Genomic DNA, 18,230 nt, shown 5'->3' with positions numbered 1-18,230 from the left:
GCAACATGACTCACGCGATCAGGCCGGTCGACTTCGACAACCTCAAAACGATGACCTACGAGGTCACCGACCGGGTTGCGCGCATCACGTTCAACCGACCGGACAAGGGCAACGCGATCGTCGCCGACACCCCACTGGAACTGTCGGCACTGGTGGAGCGCGCGGATCTCGACCCGAATGTTCATGTCATCCTGGTGTCCGGCCGCGGCGAGGGCTTCTGCGCGGGCTTCGACCTGAGCGCCTACGCCGACCGCACCGGGTCGGCCGGCGGCACCGGCGCATATCAGGGCACCGTGCTGGACGGAAAAACTCAGGCGGTCAACCATCTGGCGGACCAGCCGTGGGACCCGATGATCGACTACCAGATGATGAGCCGCTTCGTGCGGGGTTTCTCCAGCCTCATGCACGCGGACAAGCCGACGGTGGTCAAGATTCACGGCTACTGCGTGGCCGGCGGCACCGACATCGCGCTGCACGCCGATCAGGTGATCGCCGCCGCCGACGCCAAGATCGGTTACCCGCCGACCCGGGTGTGGGGCGTCCCGGCGGCGGGGCTGTGGGCCCATCGGCTCGGCGACCAACGTGCCAAACGCCTTCTGCTAACCGGTGATTGCCTCACCGGCGCGCAGGCCGCCGAGTGGGGTCTGGCGGTGGAGGCGCCGGACGCAAAAGACCTCGACGAGCGCACCGAGCGGCTCGTGGAGCGGATCGCGGCGGTGCCGGTCAACCAGCTGATCATGGTCAAACTCGCGCTGAATTCCGCTCTGCTGCAACAGGGCGTGGCGACCAGCAGGATGGTCAGCACCGTGTTCGACGGCGTGGCCCGCCACACGCCCGAGGGCCACGCTTTCGTGGCCGATGCGGTCGAGCACGGATTCCGCGAGGCGGTGCGGCATCGCGACGAACCGTTCGGCGACCACGGCCGCCGCGCGTCCGGAGTGTAGCCATGGCGGACATGACGGCACGGTCGGTGGTGCTCAGCGTGCTGCTGGGCGCTCACCCCGCGCACGCCCGGGCCAGCGAATTGGTCAGGCTCACTTCCGATTTCGGCATCAAAGAGTCGACGCTTCGCGTGGCGCTGACCCGCATGGTCGGTGCCGGCGACCTGATCCGCTCCGCGGACGGCTACCGGCTCTCGGATCGCCTGCTGGCTCGTCAGCGACGCCAGGACGACGCCATCGACCCGCGGGTGCAGCCGTGGAGCGGGGACTGGGTCGCGCTCATCGTGACCAGTGTGGGGAAGGACGCTCGTACCCGCGCGGCACTGCGAACCGCGTTGCACGACAGGCGCTTCGGTGAACTCCGTGAAGGTGTGTGGATGCGCCCCGACAATATCGACGCAGACCCCGGTCCCGAGGTGACCGCCCAGGCGAGGGTGCTGCGGGCCCGCGACGACGACCCCGCCGAACTGGCCGCGCAGCTGTGGGATCTGCCCGCCTGGGCTCAAACCGGCCATCGGCTGCTCGACGAGATGTCCGCGGCGCCAGACATTCCCGGCCGCTTTCTGGTGGCCGCGGCGACGGTGCGACACCTGCTCACCGACCCGGTGTTGCCCGACGAGCTGCTGCCACCCGACTGGCCCGGCGCCCGGTTGCGGGCCGCATACCACGACTTTGCCGCTGAGCTGATGCGGCAGCGCGAACCACTTTTTGCGGAGGCGACATGACTGACCCGGTGCGTATCGAGCGCAACGGCCCGGTGACCACGGTCGTCATCAACCGGCCGGCGGCCCGCAATGCGGTCAACGGCCCGACGGCCGCCGCGCTGTACGACGCGTTCGAGGAGTTCGACCGCGATGACACCGCGTCGGTGGCGGTGCTGTGCGGCGATAATGGAACATTCTGTGCCGGAGCGGATTTGAAGGCATTCGGGACGCCCGACGCCAACGCCGTGCATCGCAGCGGCCCGGGTCCGATGGGTCCGACGCGGATGGTGCTGTCCAAGCCCGTCATCGCCGCGGTCAGCGGTTACGCCGTCGCAGGCGGCCTGGAATTGGCCATCTGGTGTGACCTGCGAGTCGCCGAGGAGGACGCCGTGTTCGGCGTGTTCTGCCGGCGCTGGGGCGTGCCCCTGATCGACGGCGGCACCGTGCGGCTGCCCCGGCTGATCGGACACAGCCGGGCGATGGACATGATCCTCACCGGCCGCGCGGTGGCCGCTGACGAGGCCCTTGCCATCGGGTTGGCGAATCGGGTTGTGCCCAAAGGGCAGTCGCGTCAAGCCGCCGAGGAGTTGGCGGCGCAGCTGGCGGCGCTGCCGCAGCAGTGCCTGCGCTCGGACCGGCTGTCGGCGTTGAACCAATGGGGCGCAACCGAATCCGACGCGATCGACTTCGAATTCGCCAGCATCTCCCGGGTGGCCGCCGAGGCGAACGAAGGTGCCGGGCGTTTCGCGGCGGGCGCCGGGCGGCACGGGGCGCCGGCCGGGTAACCGACGGGGCTCCTGCCTTACGGTGCCAGCCGCACCCGGCCGGGCTGTGTGGGCGGCGAGTCCGGACCACCCCCGCCACCGCTGGGTGGGCTCGCCGGCGCGGGAGCGGCGGGCGGCTCCTGTTGCGGTCCGGGCTCCTGCTGCGGAAGCGGCGGCTGTTTGGGTGGCGGCGGTTTCACGACCGGCTGTGGTGGTGTCAGGATTTGAACGGTCGGCGGTGGATCCGGCGGAAGTTGCGGTGGGTCCGGCTGGCCCGTCTCCCCCGAGGGAAACTGCCATGCCAGGGCTGCGTAGCGCGTGTCCGCGGCGCGGTGCTGCGCCGGGTCCTGCGATCCGGGCACGGGATTCGCCATCGCCGAGATGGAAGCGATCTTGGCTTGATTGTTCGGACAGTAGGCCTCGACCGCGGCGGAGATGAATCGGGCAACGGTGCGCATGACTCGGTCGGCAGGGTATGGGCCGCCGCCCGAATTCGCATTGAACGCCCGTTGCTTCATGTCGTCGACCACGCCGTCGACCGGCATTCCGTCGTCGAGTTGGCGACAAATCCGGTGGGCGGCGGCGATGAGGCTCGGCACATTCTCGAGGGCCGGGATCTGCTTTTGGTCGAGCAGCGCCACGAACTGGTCGTCGGGGTTGGGGTCGGCCGCCGCCGTGTCGTTGGGCAGCATGACGACGCCGGTCAGCACCAAGAGGGCCGTAACCAGGGTGCCGGCGTGGTTGGTGCTGAACATGACTGGATTCCGTTCTGCCGGCACGATCATATGCCGCGGCAGGGCGCGCGGCATTTCGAGCGGCAGAGGAAATGGCTGTGTGCGACCGCGCACGCCGCACCGGCACATCTTGACCGCTCCGCGGCTGGAACCACCGCGGCACGCGTGAAAACCGTTGCCGGCGAACGACTACCGGTCAGCCCGCTTTGTTGATCGTGTTACCCGAACCGATCTCGTCGACCTTGGGCGCGCCGTCCTTGTAGGTGATGGTGTTGTCCATGCCCAGCACGGTGATTCGGGTGTTGACCTTGTCGAAGGTGATCTTGTTGTTGGCGCCGGTGACGGTGACGGTCTCGCAGGTGCCCGTGATGGTCAAGGTGTTGTCCGAGCCGCCGACGTTCAGCGACTTGCCGCCGGCGCAGTCCAGGGTGGTGGTGGTGCCCATCGATCCGTAGTTCATGGTGTTGCCGATCTCGAGGGACGCGGTGGTGCTCGCGCCGCTCGATCCCGTCGTCGGGGCGGCGCCGGCACTCGTCGTCGCGCTGCTGCTCTTCGTGGTGGTCGTCGACGAACCCGCCGGCGGCCCGGCCGTCGAGCTGCAACCGGCCAGCACCAGGGCTGCGGCGGCCGGCGTCATGGCGAACACGGCCAGCCGCAGCGAACGGTCACGGAGGTAGGCGGGCATGGTTCCTCGATTCTTGATCGGTTGTGGTGCCGTGGTTCAGCCCGGCACCTGCTGGAGCCGGTTGGTCATGCCCAGTTCGCGGCCGCGGTCCCACAGGGCGGGCTGACCGCCCTTGTAGAACACCGTTTGGTCGTAGCCGTACACGGTGATGTCGTGCGACACCGAGTCGGCGATGACGGTGTTCGACGAACCCATCACCGTGACGGCGTAACAGTTGCCCAGCGCGGTGACGTTGTTGCGGGTGCCGTTGACCATCAGGGTGGCGTCGTTGCAGTCGACCGTCTGCTCGATGCCCTCCCCGATGACGTGAGTGTCACCGTTCTTGGCCTGCGCGACGTGCGGCGCGGCGACGGAGGTGGCAACGACGGCGAGGACACAGGCGGCCAGTGACCCGGCGACAGTCGTCCACTTCACTGCGGGCCCCCTTTTAGACGGGTCGGCTGCTCGAAACGAGGCAAGCATGACATTACGTCCATTCGCCTGCCCGGTGGCAGACTTTGAATTCCTTTGCCCGGCGCTCATATCCCCACGAGATCAGTGTCTGAACGGTCGTCAACTAGAGTCATTAGTTAACCGCAACCCGTTCACGCGATCGAAGGGCACGCCATGGCAGCTCCACCGGATCCGCCGTCGGCGACCGGGCGCCAACGCGCGGGACGGCCCGCCTCCCGTCCCGCCAAGCTGAGCCGGGACGGGATCATCGACGGCGCCCTGACGTTTCTGGATCGCGAGGGCTGGGACGCGCTGACCATTAACGCGCTGGCGATGCAGCTCGGCACCAAGGGGCCGTCGCTGTACAACCACGTCGACAGCCTGGAAGACCTGCGGCGCGCGGTGCGGATTCGCGTCATCGACGACATCATCACGATGCTCAACCGGGTCGGCGAGGGCCGTGCCCGCGATGACGCGGTGCTCGTGATGGCCGGCGCCTACCGCAGCTACGCCCACCACCACCCCGGCCGCTACTCGGCCTTCACGCGGATGCCGCTGGGCGGCGACGATCCCGAATACACCTCCGCGACACGCGGCGCGGCCGCACCGGTGATCGCCGTGCTGTCCTCCTACGGCCTGGACGGCGAGGCGGCCTTTCACGCGGCTATCGAGTTCTGGTCCGCGATGCACGGCTTCGTCCTGCTGGAGATGACCGGTGTGATGGACGAGATCGACACCGACGCGTTGTTCTCCGACATGGTGCTTCGGCTGGCAGCGGGCCTGGAAAGGCGCACCGCCGCCGACGGTGCCCTGCACTAGCCAGAGCGCGTTTCCCGGCGATCGGCACGAGCGCCGCCGTCGCTTTGACCTGCGAGACCGGCGGCGGGTATTGTGGTCCCTCGTGCCTGGCGGCTTACGGCGCCTAACCGTAAGGGAGTGGATGCCGGGCGAATTCGCGTGTCCACGAAGCATCGGGCCAAGCCCGGTGCGCAGCGCATGCGACACACCCGGACGCGGGGTGATGCGGCCGGACATAACTGCAGTACACAGACTTGAGAACGCTCGAAGTACGCCGAACACGAACACAGAAAGCCTCCTAGATGCCAACCATTCAGCAGCTGGTCCGCAAGGGTCGCCGCGACAAGGTCGCCAAGGTCAAGACCGCGGCCCTGAAGGGCAGCCCGCAGCGCCGTGGCGTATGCACCCGCGTGTACACCACCACCCCGAAGAAGCCGAACTCGGCGCTTCGGAAGGTCGCCCGCGTGAAGCTGACGAGCCAGGTTGAGGTCACCGCCTACATTCCCGGCGAAGGCCACAACCTGCAGGAGCACTCGATGGTGCTGGTCCGCGGTGGCCGTGTGAAGGACCTCCCCGGTGTCCGGTACAAGATCATCCGCGGTTCGCTCGACACCCAGGGCGTCAAGAACCGCAAGCAGGCGCGCAGCCGTTACGGCGCCAAGAAGGAGAAGAGCTGATGCCGCGCAAGGGGCCCGCGCCGAAGCGTCCGCTGGTCAATGACCCGGTTTACGGGTCTCAGCTGGTGACGCAGCTGGTGAACAAAGTTCTGCTGGACGGGAAGAAATCGCTGGCCGAACGCATTGTTTATGGAGCGCTCGAGAACGCCCGGGAAAAGACGGGTACCGACCCGGTGATCACGCTCAAGCGCGCGATGGACAACGTCAAGCCCTCCCTCGAGGTGCGCAGCCGCCGCGTCGGTGGCGCCACGTACCAGGTCCCCGTCGAGGTGCGTCCGGATCGCTCCGTGACGCTGGCTCTGCGTTGGTTGGTCAGCTTCTCCAAGCAACGCCGTGAGAAGACCATGGTCGAGCGGCTGGCCAACGAGATCCTGGATGCCAGCAATGGCCTCGGGGCCGCCGTCAAGCGGCGCGAGGACACCCACAAGATGGCCGAGGCCAACCGCGCCTTCGCGCACTATCGCTGGTAGGGGCTCAACGACGCCCAAGGCAGTGTCGCCGGGCGCCAACCGACAGCGAACTAACCAAGCAATCGAAAGAGTGGGAAGACTTCTGTGGCACAGAAGGACGTGCTGACCGACCTGACCAAGGTCCGCAACATCGGCATCATGGCGCACATCGACGCCGGCAAGACGACGACGACCGAGCGCATCCTCTACTACACCGGTATCAGCTACAAGATCGGTGAGGTGCACGACGGCGCCGCCACCATGGACTGGATGGAGCAGGAGCAGGAGCGGGGGATCACCATCACCTCCGCGGCCACCACCTGCTTCTGGAAAGACAACCAGATCAACATCATCGACACCCCCGGGCACGTCGACTTCACCGTCGAGGTGGAGCGCAGCCTGCGCGTGCTCGACGGTGCCGTGGCCGTCTTCGACGGCAAGGAGGGTGTCGAGCCGCAGTCCGAGCAGGTCTGGCGGCAGGCCGACAAGTACGACGTCCCGCGTATCTGCTTCGTCAACAAGATGGACAAGATCGGGGCCGACTTCTACTTCTCCGTGAAGACCATGGAGGAGCGGCTCGGCGCCAACGCCATCCCGATTCAGCTGCCCGTCGGCTCCGAGGGTGACTTCGAGGGCATCGTCGACCTGGTCGAGATGAACGCCAAGGTGTGGCGCGGCGAGACGAAGTTGGGCGAAACCTACGACACCATCGAGATCCCGGCCGAGCTGGCCGAGAAGGCCGAGGAGTACCGCACCAAGCTGCTCGAGGCCGTCGCCGAGACCGACGAGGCGCTGCTGGACAAGTACCTCGGCGGCGAGGAGCTCACGGTCGACGAGATCAAGGGCGCCATCCGCAAGCTGACCATCAGCTCGGAGGCATATCCGGTGCTGTGCGGCAGCGCGTTCAAGAACAAGGGCGTGCAGCCGATGCTCGACGCGGTCATCGACTACCTGCCGTCTCCGCTGGATGTGCCGCCTGCCGTGGGCCACGCTCCGGGCAAGGAGGACGAAGAGGTCACCCGCAACCCGTCGACCGACGAGCCGTTCTCCGCGCTCGCGTTCAAGGTCGCGACGCACCCCTTCTTCGGCAAGCTGACCTACGTCCGGGTGTACTCGGGCAAGGTCGACTCCGGCAGCCAGGTCATCAACGCCACCAAGGGCAAGAAGGAGCGGCTGGGCAAGCTGTTCCAGATGCACTCCAACAAGGAGAACCCGGTGGAGACCGCCTCGGCGGGGCACATCTACGCGGTGATCGGGCTCAAGGACACCACCACCGGTGACACCCTGAGCGACCCGAACCAGCAGATCGTGCTGGAGTCGATGACCTTCCCCGACCCGGTCATCGAGGTGGCCATCGAGCCTAAGACGAAGAGCGACCAGGAGAAGTTGTCGCTGTCGATCCAGAAGCTCGCCGAGGAGGACCCGACGTTCAAGGTGCACCTGGATCAGGAGACCGGCCAGACCGTGATCGGCGGGATGGGCGAGCTGCACCTGGACATCCTGGTGGACCGGATGCGCCGCGAGTTCAAGGTCGAGGCCAACGTCGGTAAGCCGCAGGTGGCTTACAAGGAGACCATCCGGCGGGTGGCGCAGAACGTCGAGTTCACCCACAAGAAGCAGACGGGTGGCTCGGGCCAGTTCGCGAAGGTCATCATCAACCTGGAGCCATTCACCGGCGAAGACGGTGCAACCTACGAGTTCGAGAACAAGGTCACCGGTGGCCGCATCCCGCGCGAGTACATCCCGTCGGTGGACGCCGGAGCCCAGGACGCGATGCAGTACGGCGTGCTGGCCGGCTACCCGCTGGTGAACTTGAAGGTCACTCTGCTCGACGGGGCGTTCCACGAGGTCGACTCGTCGGAGATGGCGTTCAAGATCGCCGGTTCGCAGGTGCTGAAAAAGGCTGCGCAGCAAGCGCAGCCGGTGATCCTGGAACCGATCATGGCCGTCGAGGTCACCACACCCGAGGACTACATGGGTGACGTGATCGGCGACCTGAACTCCCGCCGTGGCCAGATCCAGGCCATGGAGGAGCGAAGCGGTGCGCGCGTCGTCAAGGCGCATGTGCCGCTGTCGGAGATGTTCGGCTACGTCGGCGACCTGAGGTCCAAGACTCAAGGCCGGGCGAATTACTCCATGGTGTTCGACTCGTACGCCGAAGTGCCGGCGAACGTGTCGAAGGAGATCATCGCCAAAGCGACGGGTCAGTAAAAATCTGCTGGGAGTAATCTTGCCGGGTCATTGGAATGCCTGGGACGCGGCACAACTGAAAACACCAACACTGCTTTAACAAGCACCAACTAGTCCAGGAGGACACAGAAGTGGCGAAGGCGAAGTTCGAGCGGACGAAGCCGCACGTCAACATCGGGACCATTGGTCACGTTGACCACGGCAAGACCACGCTGACCGCGGCTATCACCAAGGTTCTGCACGACAAGTACCCCAACCTGAACGAGTCCCGCGCGTTCGACCAGATCGACAACGCGCCCGAGGAGCGTCAGCGCGGTATCACCATCAACATCTCCCACGTGGAGTACCAGACCGAGAAGCGTCACTACGCCCACGTGGACGCCCCGGGTCACGCGGACTACATCAAGAACATGATCACCGGTGCGGCCCAGATGGACGGCGCCATCCTGGTGGTGGCCGCCACCGACGGCCCGATGCCGCAGACCCGTGAGCACGTGCTGCTGGCCCGTCAGGTCGGCGTGCCCTACATCCTGGTCGCGCTGAACAAGGCCGACATGGTCGACGACGAGGAGCTGCTGGAGCTCGTCGAGATGGAGGTCCGCGAACTGCTGGCCGCCCAGGAGTTCGACGAGGACGCCCCCGTCGTGCGGGTCTCGGCGCTCAAGGCGCTCGAGGGCGACGCCAAGTGGGTCGAGTCGGTCGAGCAGTTGATGGAGGCCGTCGACGAGTCGATCCCGGACCCGGTCCGCGAGACGGAGAAGCCGTTCCTGATGCCCGTCGAGGACGTCTTCACCATCACCGGTCGTGGCACGGTGGTCACGGGCCGTGTCGAGCGCGGCATCATCAACGTCAACGAAGAGGTCGAGATCGTCGGTATCAAGCCGACCAGCACCAAGACCACCGTCACCGGCGTCGAGATGTTCCGCAAGCTGCTCGACCAGGGTCAGGCCGGCGACAACGTCGGGCTGTTGCTGCGCGGTATCAAGCGTGAGGACGTCGAGCGCGGTCAGGTCGTGACCAAGCCCGGCACCACCACCCCGCACACCGAGTTCGAGGGCCAGGTCTACATCCTGTCCAAGGACGAGGGCGGTCGGCACACGCCGTTCTTCAACAACTACCGTCCGCAGTTCTACTTCCGCACCACCGACGTGACCGGTGTGGTGACGCTGCCGGAGGGCACCGAAATGGTGATGCCCGGTGACAACACCAACATCTCGGTGAAGCTGATCCAGCCCGTCGCCATGGACGACGGCCTGCGGTTCGCGATCCGCGAGGGTGGCCGCACCGTCGGCGCCGGCCGGGTCGTCAAGATCATCAAGTAATTCGAATCGCCGCAAAGCCCGGATTGCCGACTCGGCAATCCGGGCTTTGCGCGTTGGGCGGGCTGGGACCAAAGCGGACGAGTCCCTGCGGCGGTGGCGCGACCTGGTTTACGATTTGCCCATCTTTTCCTGACCGTAGCGTTGCGGGGGGTTGGCAATGTCGTTCGTTCAAGCGACGCCCGAATTCGTCGAGGCCGCGGCGGGGGACCTGGCCAGCATCGGGTCGACGATCACCTCTGCCAACACCGCCGCGATGGGTCCGACGTCGAGCGTGCTGGCTCCCGGCGCCGACGAGGTGTCGGTGAGCATCGCCGCCCTCTTCGATGCGCACTCCCAGGTGTATCAGGCGCTCAGCGCCCAGGCGACCGCGTTTCACAGCCAGTTCGTGGAGTTGATGAACGGCGGTGCGGCGCAGTACGCGTTCGCGGAGGCCGCCAACACCGCGCCGCTGCAGGCCGCGGCGGCCCAGGCGTCGGTGGCCGCGCAGGTACCGGCGGTGAGCGCCGGCGCCGTGGGTACGTCCGCGCCGGCCGTGCCCGCCGGACCGCTCGCGGCGGGGATGGCGCCGGCCGCCGCGCCGCCTGCACCGGCCGGCCCGCCGGTTGCGGCCACACCGGCGGGATCGGCGACGCTGGCCTCGGCCACCACGCCGGCCGGCGCGGCGCGGGTGGTGACACCGGCTTACGCGCCGGCCAGCTCTGCCGCCACCGTCCAGCCGGCGGCATCGCCGGTATCGGTGGCGACATCGGCCGCCGCTCCCGCCGCGGCCGCGCAGGCCGGGGTGCCGCCGCAGACCTCCGCGGCCCCGGCGATGCCGGTGTCGGCGCGCGCCGTACCGCACGCCGAGGCCGCCGCGCAGCCGGGGCCCCCGGCGGGCACGCCGGTCAAACGGGTGCCGGTCGTGCCCCCCGAACGGTGACCTGACGCGGTTTGCGCGTAATTCGTTCGCCGCGGCCCGGTGAGCGCTAATCTGACACCGATTCCCCAGCAAGCCGAGGAGGGGCATGTGTTAGCGCGCTACCTGAAGGCACAGTTGATCGTTTTGCTGTGCGGCGGCCTGGTCGGACCGATCTTCTTGATCGTGTACTTCAACCTGGGGCAAGACAGCCTGCTGCAGTGGATGTTCTACGTCGGTCTGCTGGTCGCCGTGGCCGACGTGTTGGTCGCGCTCGCGTTGGCGAACTACGGCGCCAAGTCGTCGGCCAAGGCGGCCGCGCTCGAGCAGAACGGGGTGCTGGCGCTCGCGCAGATCACCGGGATCACCGAAACCGGAACATGGGTGAACAACCAGCAGGTCGTCAAGGTGCGCCTGCACATCGCCGGTCCCGGAATCCTGCCGTTCGACAGCGAAGACCGGGTGATCGCCAGCGTCACCCGGCTCGGCAACCTCAACGCCCGCAAGGTGGTGGTTCTGGTCAACCCAACCACCAGCGAATACCGGATCGACTGGGAGCGAAGCGCTTTGGTCAACGGGCTGGTGCCCGCGCAGTTCACCGTGGCCGAGGACAACAAGACCTACGACCTCAGCGGGCAGGCCGGCCCGCTGATGGAAATCCTGCAGATCCTCAAGGCCAACAACGTCGCGCTCAATCAGATGGTCGACATCCGGTCGAACCCGGCCCTGCGCGGCCAGATCCAGGCGGTGGTCCGCCGAGCGGTCGAACAGCAGACCCCTGCCCCGCAACCGGCTCCGGCCGGCGCGCCCGCCGCGGTGGTCACGCCTCCCGAGCCGTCGATCGCGGCGCGGTTGCAAGAACTGAAGGATCTGCACGCCAGCGGGGCGCTGACCGACGACGAATACGCCAGCCGGCGCGCGTCGATCATCTCCGAAATCTAGGCGCCCGTCCGGCAACGCCGGGTGAATTAGAACACGTTTCAGTTGCGCTGCTAGCCTGGCTTGATCTATCGGCGGTCGAAGGGGTTACACGTGGCTGGACAGGCCGGATCACTGCAGGGACGGGTCGCATTCATCACCGGTGCCGCCCGCGGGCAGGGACGCTCGCACGCCGTGCGGCTGGCCCGCGAAGGCGCCGACATCATCGCGCTCGACATCTGCGGGCCGGCGTCCGCAAGCGTGACCTACCCGCCGGCCACCCGCGAAGACCTCGACGAGACCGCCCGCCTGGTGGAGAACGAGGGGCGCAAGGTCTTGAGCCGCGAGGTCGACATCCGCGACGACGCCGCGCTTCGGGATCTCGTCGCCGACGGGATCGAGCAGTTCGGCCGGCTCGACGTCGTGGTGGCCAACGCCGGAGTGCTGAGCTGGGGCCGCATTTGGGAGCTGACCGACGAGCAGTGGGACACGGTCATCGGGGTCAACCTGACCGGCACCTGGCGCACGCTGCGCGCCACCGTGCCCGCGATGATCGACGCGGGAAACGGCGGCTCCATAATCGTGGTCAGCTCGTCGGCGGGCATCAAGGCCACACCGGGCAACGGCCACTACTCGGCCAGCAAGCACGGACTCACGGCGCTCACCAACACGCTCGCCATCGAGCTCGGCGAATTCGGCATCCGGGTCAACTCCATCCACCCGTACTCGGTGGACACCCCGATGATCGAACCCGAGGCGATGATGGAGATTTTCGCCAAGCATCCCACCTTCATCCACAGCTTTCCGCCAATGCCGGTGCAGCCCAACGGATTCATGGCGGCCGATGAAGTGGCCGACGTGGTGGCGTGGCTCGCCGGGGAAGGCTCGGGCACCCTCACCGGCACGCAGATCCCCGTGGATAAGGGTGCACTCAAGTACTGAGCGGCCATCGTGCTAAGAACACCACGTGAGTAGTGACGAAAGCGCCAACAACGGGATCGTGATCGTCGGCGGCGGATTGGCCGCCGCGCGCACCGCCGAGCAGCTGCGGAAGGCGGAGTATTCCGGGCCCATCACGATCGTCAGCGACGAGGTGCACCTGCCCTACGACCGCCCGCCGCTGTCCAAAGAGGTGCTGCGCAAAGAGGTCGACGACACCGCGCTCAAACCGCGCGAGTGGTACGACGAGAACGGCATCACCCTGCGACTGGGCTCGGCCGCGACGAGCCTGGACACCGCCGCGCAGACGGTGACTCTAAACGACGGGACGACGCTTAGCTACGCCGAACTCGTCATCGCCACCGGCCTGGTGCCCCGCCGCATCCCGGCCATCCCGGATCTCGAGGGCATCCGCGTGCTGCGGTCCTTCGACGAGAGCCTGGCGCTGCGCGAGCACGCGTCGGCGGCGCAACGCGCCGTGGTCATCGGCGCCGGCTTCATCGGCTGCGAGGTGGCGGCCAGCCTGCGCAGCCTGGGCGTGGACGTGGTGCTGGTGGAGCCGCAGCCGACGCCGCTGGCCGCAGTGCTCGGCGAGCAGATCGGGCAGCTGGTCGCGCGGCTGCACCGTGCCGAAGGTGTCGACGTTCGCCTCGGGGTCGGGGTGGCCGAGGTGCGCGGCGACTCGCACGTCGAGGCGGTGGTGCTGAGCGACGGTACCGAATTGCCGGCCGACATCGTGGTGGTCGGCATCGGGTCGCGCCCGGCGACCGAATGGCTTGAAGGCAGCGGCGTCGAGGTCGACAACGGCGTCATCTGCGACGAGGCCGGACGCACCAGCGCGCCGAACGTCTGGGCCCTCGGCGACGTCGCATCGTGGCGTGACGCGACGGGACACCAAGGGCGCGTGGAACATTGGAGCAACGTCGCCGATCAGGCACGGGCCGTGGTGCCCGCGTTGCTGGGTCAGGACGTGCCGTCGGTGGTGGTCGTCCCCTACTTCTGGAGCGACCAATACGACGTCAAGATCCAGTGCCTGGGTGAGCCGGAAGCCGGCGACATCGTCCATATCGTCGAGGACGACGGCCGCAAGTTCCTGGCCTACTACGAACGCGACGGGGCGCTGGTCGGGGTGGTCGGCGGTGGGATGCCCGGCAAGGTAATGAAGGTTCGGGCCAAGATCGCCGCGGCCGTACCCATCGCGGAAGTGCTTGGCTGACACGGACTTTCGCTCGCTCGACTGCGCCGGATCATTGCCAGTCCACCGGCGGGCCATGCGGATGACATTCGCCCAGCACCTGCGGACCGCCCCCCGGCCAGACGCGGGCACGCACCAGGAACTTGATCGGTGCGCCCGGCCCGTCACGCGCGGGCTCCATCGTGAGGTGGACGAACGGCGAGCGCGCATCGGCGCACGCGGCCAGCGAGTCCAGATGGGCGCGCACGGCGCCGCGTTCCTCGGCGGACAGATACTGCCAGGTGATCGAATGCCACAGGACAGTCAGCGCCCCGTCGGCCAGCGTCAGGCCGGCGACCGCGTCGGCCGCCGTGCGGCGCTCGAGCACGGCCGGGACCCGGCGGGCCACCTCGATGGCGCCGCGCAGCCGCGCCAGCCGGGCACCCTGATCGGGCCACACGTAGCTCAGCACCGTCAGCTCCCCGTCGGCGTCACCGACGTCGACGGGCGCGATGTCATAGCCGTGGCGCGCCACGATCCGCACGTCGCGCCGGGGTGGCAGCGCGCCGCGCCATGCGTCGTCGATGGTCACCGGCGAGTCGTCCGGCCCCCACTGCCCACCGGCGAACCCGTAACGGTAGTGATCGCCGCGCAGGTTCAGCCCCGCGCTCGACCCGATCTCGTAAAGCCTTATCGGCAAGCCGAATTCGTGGTTGATGTGCAGCAGGCCGCCGATCAGGGCGGCCGATCGGCCCACCTCGTTGGTCTGCGGTGGGTGGCCGAGCGCCGCGCGCAGCACGTCGACGTGACCGGCGGCCGTGTCGAGGATTTCCGGCCAGGCGGACCGGGCGTCCCATCGGCCCCCGGTGCTGGGGTAGAAGCGGCGCAACCGCGCCGCCCGGCCGTCGAGCACCAGTCGGTGTAGCCCGCCGAGCAACCGCAGCGGCACCGCGTCGCGCGACGGCGCGTCCTCGCGCCCGGACAAGACGGTCGCGAAGATGCCGCCGGCTTCGACGTCGCCGGCCACCAACTCGAACAGCTCGCCATACATCGGCGATCCCGACGAGGCGCAGAAGCTGCCCTGTGATCGCAGGGTGTGCAGCAGGTGCTCGGCCGTCACCTGCCCCACCCGTCCAGCCCCGCGCCTACGACGTCGAAGGCATTGCCCAGGGCGACCGGCAGCGGTACGGATTCGTCGCTCAGCCAGTGTTCGTATGCCGACAAGGCCACCCCGAGCATCGTCCAGGCGACCGTCTGGGGCGTCAGATCGGTGGTCTTGCAGTCCAGCCGGCGCGCCACGAATCCCGCGATCACCTCCCGCCAGCCCGCATACATCGTCATCGAATACGCTTGCAGCTCAGCGGTTTGCAGGATCACCCGCATGCGCTGGCGGTGGCGGGCCATCTCGGATTCGTCAAACGTGTTGAACGCCAACAACGCAGCGCGCAGCGCATCGCCCAGGCGCACGTCAGCATCGACGTCGTCGAGCAAATCGCGCAGGTGGGCAAGGTGGTTGTCGAAGTCGCCCCACGGAATGGCGTTCTTGGATGCGTAATACCGGAACAGGGTCCGGCGGGAGATGCCCGCGGCCTCCGCGACATCGTCGACGCTCACGTCGGCGAAACCGCGGGCCGCGAACATGTCGATCGCGACGTCGGTGATGTGGTGCGGGGTGGTCGAGCGGCGCCTGCCCACCCGCGGCTGCGGCACCATCAGACCCCGCCCTTCCATTTCGGCACTCGATGCCATATTCTGACGGCGAGTGTGACTCAGCTCCCATCGTTGTCAAGACCGGACGAAAGGCAAGCCCCGTGGACCACGAGACCGAAACCGACACCCAGCTCGTCGCCGAGACCCTGGTCGAAGAGGTGTCCATCGACGGCATGTGCGGGGTCTACTGACCGTGCCCGCGCCCGCGCAGGCTCGGACGCCGACGTCGTTCGATCCTGATCGCGGCTGGCGATTGCACCCGCAGGTGGCGGTTCGGCCGGAACCGTTCGGCGCGCTGCTCTACCACTTCGGTACCCGCAAGCTGTCGTTCCTGAAGAACCGCACCATCCTCACCGTGGTGCAGTCGCTGGCCGACCACGCCGACGTCCGGGCCGCCTGCCGCGCGGCGGGAGTGGACGACGCCGCGCAGGCGCCGTATCTGCACGCGCTGGGGGTGCTCGTCGAGTCCAACATGCTGGTGCCCCGGAAGGACGATCAATGACAACAGCGGCCCCTGTACCCCGGCTGATCGAGCAGTTCGAGCGCGGGCTGGACGCGCCGATCTGCCTCACCTGGGAGCTGACGTACGCCTGCAACCTCGCCTGTGTGCACTGCCTGTCGTCGTCGGGCAAGAGGGATCCGCGGGAGCTGTCCACCCGTCAGTGCATGGACATCATCGATGAACTCGAACGCATGCAGGTGTTCTACGTCAACATCGGTGGCGGGGAACCCACTGTGCGCCAGGACTTCTGGGAGCTGGTCGACTACGCGACCGAACACCACGTCGGCGTGAAGTTCTCCACGAACGGCGTCCGGATCACGCCCGAGGTCGCCGCTCGGCTGGCCGCCAGCGACTACGTCGACGTGCAGATCTCGCTGGACGGCGCCACCGCCGAGGTCAACGACGCCGTCCGCGGCCCCGGATCGTTCGACATGGCGGTGCGAGCGCTGGAAAACCTTGCCGACGCCGGTTTCTCCGACGCCAAGATCTCCGTGGTCGTCACCCGGCACAACGTCGACCAACTCGACGAATTCGCCGCGCTGGCAAGCCGTTACGGCGCCACGCTGCGCATCACCCGGCTCCGCCCGTCCGGGCGTGGCGCCGATGTCTGGGAAGAGCTGCACCCCACCGCCGACCAGCAGGTCCAGTTGTATGACTGGCTGGTCGCCAAGGGCGAGCGGGTGCTCACCGGCGACTCGTTCTTCCACCTCGCTCCGCTCGGCCAATCCGGCGCCCTGGCCGGTCTGAACATGTGCGGCGCTGGTCGCGTCGTGTGCCTGATCGACCCGGTCGGCGACGTCTACGCGTGCCCGTTCGCCATCCACGACCGCTTCCTGGCCGGAAATGTATTGTCCGACAGCGGTTTCTCCAACGTCTGGAAAAACGCCCCGCTGTTCCGCGAGCTGCGCGAGCCCCAGTCGGCGGGCGCGTGCGGCAGCTGCGGGCACTACGACAGCTGCCGGGGCGGATGCATGGCCGCCAAATTCTTCACCGGCCTGCCGCTGGACGGACCGGACCCCGAATGCGTGCAGGGCCACAGCGTCACGGCGCTGGCGCACGACCGCGAGACGCCGCGTCCCCGCGCCGATCACTCCCGCGGCAAGCGCATCCGCCAGCCGGTGCCGCTCACGCTGTCGCTGCGACCACCGGCGGTCACGCCGGCCGCGCCGCCTGCGCGCATGTGTAACGAAAGCCCGGTGTAGCGGTGGCCGACGCATGGTTTGAAACCGTCGCCATCGCGCAGCAACGCGCCAAGCGGCGGCTGCCGAAATCGGCCTATTCGTCGCTGATTTCGGCCAGCGAGAAGGGAGTCACGGTCTCCGACAACGTGGCAGCCTACAGCGAACTCGGATTCGCGCCGCACGTGATCGGTGCGCAGGAGAAGCGCGACTTGTCGACCAGCGTTATGGGGCAAGACATTTCGCTACCCGTGCTGATCTCACCGACCGGCGTGCAGGCGGTGCACCCCGACGGCGAGGTCGCCGTGGCGCGTGCCGCCGCGGCCCGGGGCACCGCCATGGGGCTGTCATCGTTCGCCAGCAAGCCGATCGAAGAGGTCATCGCGGCGAACCCCAAGGTGTTCTTTCAGGTGTACTGGCTGGGTGACCGCGACGCGATCGCCGCGCGGGTCGAGCGCGCTCGCGCCGCCGGGGCGGTGGGGCTGATCGTCACCACCGACTGGAGCTTCTCCCACGGCCGGGACTGGGGCAGCCCGTCGATCCCGGAGAAGATGGACTTCAAGACCATCGTCAAGATGAGCCCGGAGGTCATCACCAAACCGCGGTGGTTCCTGCAGTGGGCTAAGACCATGCGGCCCCCGGAGCTGCGGGTGCCCAACCAGGCCCGCCGCGGTGAGCCGGGGCCCCCGTTCTTTCAGGCGTACGGGGAGTGGATGGGCACTCCGCCGCCGACCTGGGAGGACATCGCCTGGCTGCGCGAGCTGTGGGGCGGCCCGTTCATGCTCAAGGGCGTGATGCGCGTCGATGACGCCAAAAAGGCGGTGGACGCCGGGGTTTCGGCCATTTCGGTCTCGAATCACGGTGGCAACAATCTGGACGGCACGCCGGCCTCGATCCGTGCCCTGCCCGCGGTGGCGGCCGCCGTCGGCGATCAGATCGAGGTGCTGCTCGACGGCGGCGTCCGGCGCGGCAGCGACGTCGTCAAGGCCGTCGCGTTGGGAGCGCGCGCGGTGATGATCGGCCGCGCCTATCTGTGGGGGCTGGCCGCGGCCGGCCAACCGGGCGTGGAGAACGTTCTCGACATCTTGCGGGGCGGCATCGACTCGGCGCTGATGGGTCTCGGGTTGTCCTCGGTTCACGACCTCGGACCCGACCACGTCCTGGTGCCGTCCGGATTCACCCGGGCGCTGGGCGTGCCCTCGGGCGGCGCGTAGGGAA

21 protein-coding genes are annotated in these 18,230 nt (G+C 67.8%); 16 read left to right on the top strand and 5 right to left on the bottom strand.

Going from position 1 to position 18,230, the window contains the following annotated elements; all coding sequences use genetic code 11:
• Positions 1-5 precede the first annotated feature (5 nt).
• From AC5Y4T_RS12270 to AC5Y4T_RS12260, 3 genes are read left to right on the top strand one after another with little or no spacing between them, the layout of a single operon-like run.
• The gene (locus tag AC5Y4T_RS12270) at positions 6-944 is read left to right on the top strand and encodes a crotonase/enoyl-CoA hydratase family protein (RefSeq protein ID WP_499918188.1); all 939 of its coding nucleotides are present in this window, start codon (positions 6-8) and stop codon (positions 942-944) included.
• A 2-nt stretch (positions 945-946) separates the two neighbouring features.
• The gene (locus tag AC5Y4T_RS12265) at positions 947-1,666 is read left to right on the top strand and encodes a PaaX family transcriptional regulator C-terminal domain-containing protein (protein ID WP_499953246.1); all 720 of its coding nucleotides are present in this window, start codon (positions 947-949) and stop codon (positions 1,664-1,666) included.
• Positions 1,663-2,430, top strand: a complete 768-nt coding sequence (locus tag AC5Y4T_RS12260; protein WP_499947881.1) for a crotonase/enoyl-CoA hydratase family protein — start codon at positions 1,663-1,665, stop codon at positions 2,428-2,430. The genes AC5Y4T_RS12265 and AC5Y4T_RS12260 overlap by 4 nt, the downstream gene beginning before the upstream one ends.
• Positions 2,431-2,447: 17 nt before the next feature.
• Here AC5Y4T_RS12260 and AC5Y4T_RS12255 read toward each other — a convergent pair whose 3' ends face one another.
• From AC5Y4T_RS12255 to AC5Y4T_RS12245, 3 genes are all read right to left on the bottom strand, one after another.
• Positions 2,448-3,164: a DUF732 domain-containing protein gene (locus AC5Y4T_RS12255; RefSeq protein WP_499953242.1), complete on the bottom strand. Its 717-nt coding sequence runs from the start codon at positions 3,162-3,164 to the stop codon at positions 2,448-2,450.
• A 175-nt stretch (positions 3,165-3,339) separates the two neighbouring features.
• Entirely contained in the window at positions 3,340-3,828 is a 489-nt protein-coding gene (locus tag AC5Y4T_RS12250) for a DUF3060 domain-containing protein (RefSeq protein ID WP_499953239.1), read from the bottom strand.
• 36 nt (positions 3,829-3,864) lie between these two features.
• Positions 3,865-4,242: a DUF3060 domain-containing protein gene (locus AC5Y4T_RS12245; protein WP_499918195.1), complete on the bottom strand. Its 378-nt coding sequence runs from the start codon at positions 4,240-4,242 to the stop codon at positions 3,865-3,867.
• A 192-nt stretch (positions 4,243-4,434) separates the two neighbouring features.
• Between AC5Y4T_RS12245 and AC5Y4T_RS12240 the strand changes: the two genes are divergently transcribed.
• The 9 genes from AC5Y4T_RS12240 to AC5Y4T_RS12200 all read left to right on the top strand — a co-directional run bounded on the left by AC5Y4T_RS12240 (position 4,435) and on the right by AC5Y4T_RS12200 (position 13,664).
• Complete coding sequence (locus tag AC5Y4T_RS12240) at positions 4,435-5,079, top strand: TetR/AcrR family transcriptional regulator (RefSeq protein ID WP_499953236.1); 645 nt, start codon at positions 4,435-4,437, stop codon at positions 5,077-5,079.
• Between the two features lie 281 nt (positions 5,080-5,360).
• Positions 5,361-5,735, top strand: a complete 375-nt coding sequence (gene rpsL / locus AC5Y4T_RS12235) for a 30S ribosomal protein S12 (protein ID WP_007767794.1) — start codon at positions 5,361-5,363, stop codon at positions 5,733-5,735.
• Positions 5,735-6,205: a 30S ribosomal protein S7 gene (gene rpsG / locus AC5Y4T_RS12230; RefSeq protein ID WP_007767793.1), complete on the top strand. Its 471-nt coding sequence runs from the start codon at positions 5,735-5,737 to the stop codon at positions 6,203-6,205. The genes rpsL and rpsG overlap by 1 nt, the downstream gene beginning before the upstream one ends.
• A gap of 84 nt (positions 6,206-6,289) precedes the next feature.
• Entirely contained in the window at positions 6,290-8,395 is a 2,106-nt protein-coding gene (fusA, locus tag AC5Y4T_RS12225; protein ID WP_499918197.1) for an elongation factor G, read from the top strand.
• Between the two features lie 110 nt (positions 8,396-8,505).
• Positions 8,506-9,696, top strand: a complete 1,191-nt coding sequence (gene tuf, locus AC5Y4T_RS12220) for an elongation factor Tu (protein WP_044483827.1) — start codon at positions 8,506-8,508, stop codon at positions 9,694-9,696.
• 157 nt (positions 9,697-9,853) lie between these two features.
• Positions 9,854-10,615 carry a PE family protein gene (locus tag AC5Y4T_RS12215; RefSeq protein ID WP_499953234.1) on the top strand — a complete coding sequence of 254 codons (762 nt, stop codon included), beginning with the start codon at positions 9,854-9,856 and terminating at the stop codon, positions 10,613-10,615.
• Between the two features lie 87 nt (positions 10,616-10,702).
• A complete protein-coding gene (locus tag AC5Y4T_RS12210; RefSeq protein WP_499953496.1) occupies positions 10,703-11,533 on the top strand; it encodes an SHOCT domain-containing protein in 831 nt (276 codons plus the stop codon).
• A gap of 90 nt (positions 11,534-11,623) precedes the next feature.
• Positions 11,624-12,451: a mycofactocin-coupled SDR family oxidoreductase gene (locus AC5Y4T_RS12205; RefSeq protein WP_499953231.1), complete on the top strand. Its 828-nt coding sequence runs from the start codon at positions 11,624-11,626 to the stop codon at positions 12,449-12,451.
• 25 nt (positions 12,452-12,476) lie between these two features.
• Complete coding sequence (locus tag AC5Y4T_RS12200; protein ID WP_499953229.1) at positions 12,477-13,664, top strand: NAD(P)/FAD-dependent oxidoreductase; 1,188 nt, start codon at positions 12,477-12,479, stop codon at positions 13,662-13,664.
• Positions 13,665-13,695: 31 nt separating this feature from the next.
• Here AC5Y4T_RS12200 and AC5Y4T_RS12195 read toward each other — a convergent pair whose 3' ends face one another.
• Together AC5Y4T_RS12195 and mftR are read right to left on the bottom strand one after the other, a co-directional pair.
• Positions 13,696-14,742: a DUF2332 domain-containing protein gene (locus tag AC5Y4T_RS12195; RefSeq protein ID WP_499953226.1), complete on the bottom strand. Its 1,047-nt coding sequence runs from the start codon at positions 14,740-14,742 to the stop codon at positions 13,696-13,698.
• Positions 14,739-15,335, bottom strand: coding sequence for a mycofactocin system transcriptional regulator MftR (mftR, locus tag AC5Y4T_RS12190; protein WP_499918269.1), 597 nt, complete (start codon positions 15,333-15,335; stop codon positions 14,739-14,741). The genes AC5Y4T_RS12195 and mftR overlap by 4 nt, the downstream gene beginning before the upstream one ends.
• 98 nt (positions 15,336-15,433) lie before the next feature.
• Between mftR and mftA the strand changes: the two genes are divergently transcribed.
• From mftA to mftD, 4 genes are read left to right on the top strand one after another with little or no spacing between them, the layout of a single operon-like run.
• Positions 15,434-15,523 carry a mycofactocin precursor MftA gene (gene mftA, locus AC5Y4T_RS12185; protein ID WP_463832414.1) on the top strand — a complete coding sequence of 30 codons (90 nt, stop codon included), beginning with the start codon at positions 15,434-15,436 and terminating at the stop codon, positions 15,521-15,523.
• Positions 15,508-15,834: a mycofactocin biosynthesis chaperone MftB gene (gene mftB, locus AC5Y4T_RS12180; RefSeq protein ID WP_499918202.1), complete on the top strand. Its 327-nt coding sequence runs from the start codon at positions 15,508-15,510 to the stop codon at positions 15,832-15,834. Before mftA ends, mftB begins: the two co-directional genes overlap by 16 nt.
• Positions 15,831-17,036 (top strand): mycofactocin radical SAM maturase, encoded by a 1,206-nt coding sequence (gene mftC / locus AC5Y4T_RS12175; RefSeq protein ID WP_499953223.1) that lies wholly within the window; start codon positions 15,831-15,833, stop codon positions 17,034-17,036. Before mftB ends, mftC begins: the two co-directional genes overlap by 4 nt.
• A 2-nt stretch (positions 17,037-17,038) precedes the next feature.
• Complete coding sequence (mftD, locus tag AC5Y4T_RS12170; RefSeq protein WP_499953220.1) at positions 17,039-18,226, top strand: pre-mycofactocin synthase MftD; 1,188 nt, start codon at positions 17,039-17,041, stop codon at positions 18,224-18,226.
• Positions 18,227-18,230 lie beyond the last annotated feature (4 nt).

The sequence above is a fragment of the Mycobacterium sp. NGS11 genome (assembly GCF_059813315.1).
Note: the sequence above shows the minus strand (reverse complement) of the source record. Positions and strands in the feature narration are given on the sequence as shown.

Coding starts and splice junctions, on each gene's coding strand:
- AC5Y4T_RS12270 (WP_499918188.1), top strand. CDS start 6: ATGACTCACGCGATCAGGCCGGTCGACTTCGACAACCTCAAAACGATG.
- AC5Y4T_RS12265 (WP_499953246.1), top strand. CDS start 947: ATGGCGGACATGACGGCACGGTCGGTGGTGCTCAGCGTGCTGCTGGGC.
- AC5Y4T_RS12260 (WP_499947881.1), top strand. CDS start 1,663: ATGACTGACCCGGTGCGTATCGAGCGCAACGGCCCGGTGACCACGGTC.
- AC5Y4T_RS12255 (WP_499953242.1), bottom strand. CDS start 3,164: ATGTTCAGCACCAACCACGCCGGCACCCTGGTTACGGCCCTCTTGGTG.
- AC5Y4T_RS12250 (WP_499953239.1), bottom strand. CDS start 3,828: ATGCCCGCCTACCTCCGTGACCGTTCGCTGCGGCTGGCCGTGTTCGCC.
- AC5Y4T_RS12240 (WP_499953236.1), top strand. CDS start 4,435: ATGGCAGCTCCACCGGATCCGCCGTCGGCGACCGGGCGCCAACGCGCG.
- rpsL (WP_007767794.1), top strand. CDS start 5,361: ATGCCAACCATTCAGCAGCTGGTCCGCAAGGGTCGCCGCGACAAGGTC.
- rpsG (WP_007767793.1), top strand. CDS start 5,735: ATGCCGCGCAAGGGGCCCGCGCCGAAGCGTCCGCTGGTCAATGACCCG.
- AC5Y4T_RS12215 (WP_499953234.1), top strand. CDS start 9,854: ATGTCGTTCGTTCAAGCGACGCCCGAATTCGTCGAGGCCGCGGCGGGG.
- mftR (WP_499918269.1), bottom strand. CDS start 15,335: ATGGTGCCGCAGCCGCGGGTGGGCAGGCGCCGCTCGACCACCCCGCAC.
- mftC (WP_499953223.1), top strand. CDS start 15,831: ATGACAACAGCGGCCCCTGTACCCCGGCTGATCGAGCAGTTCGAGCGC.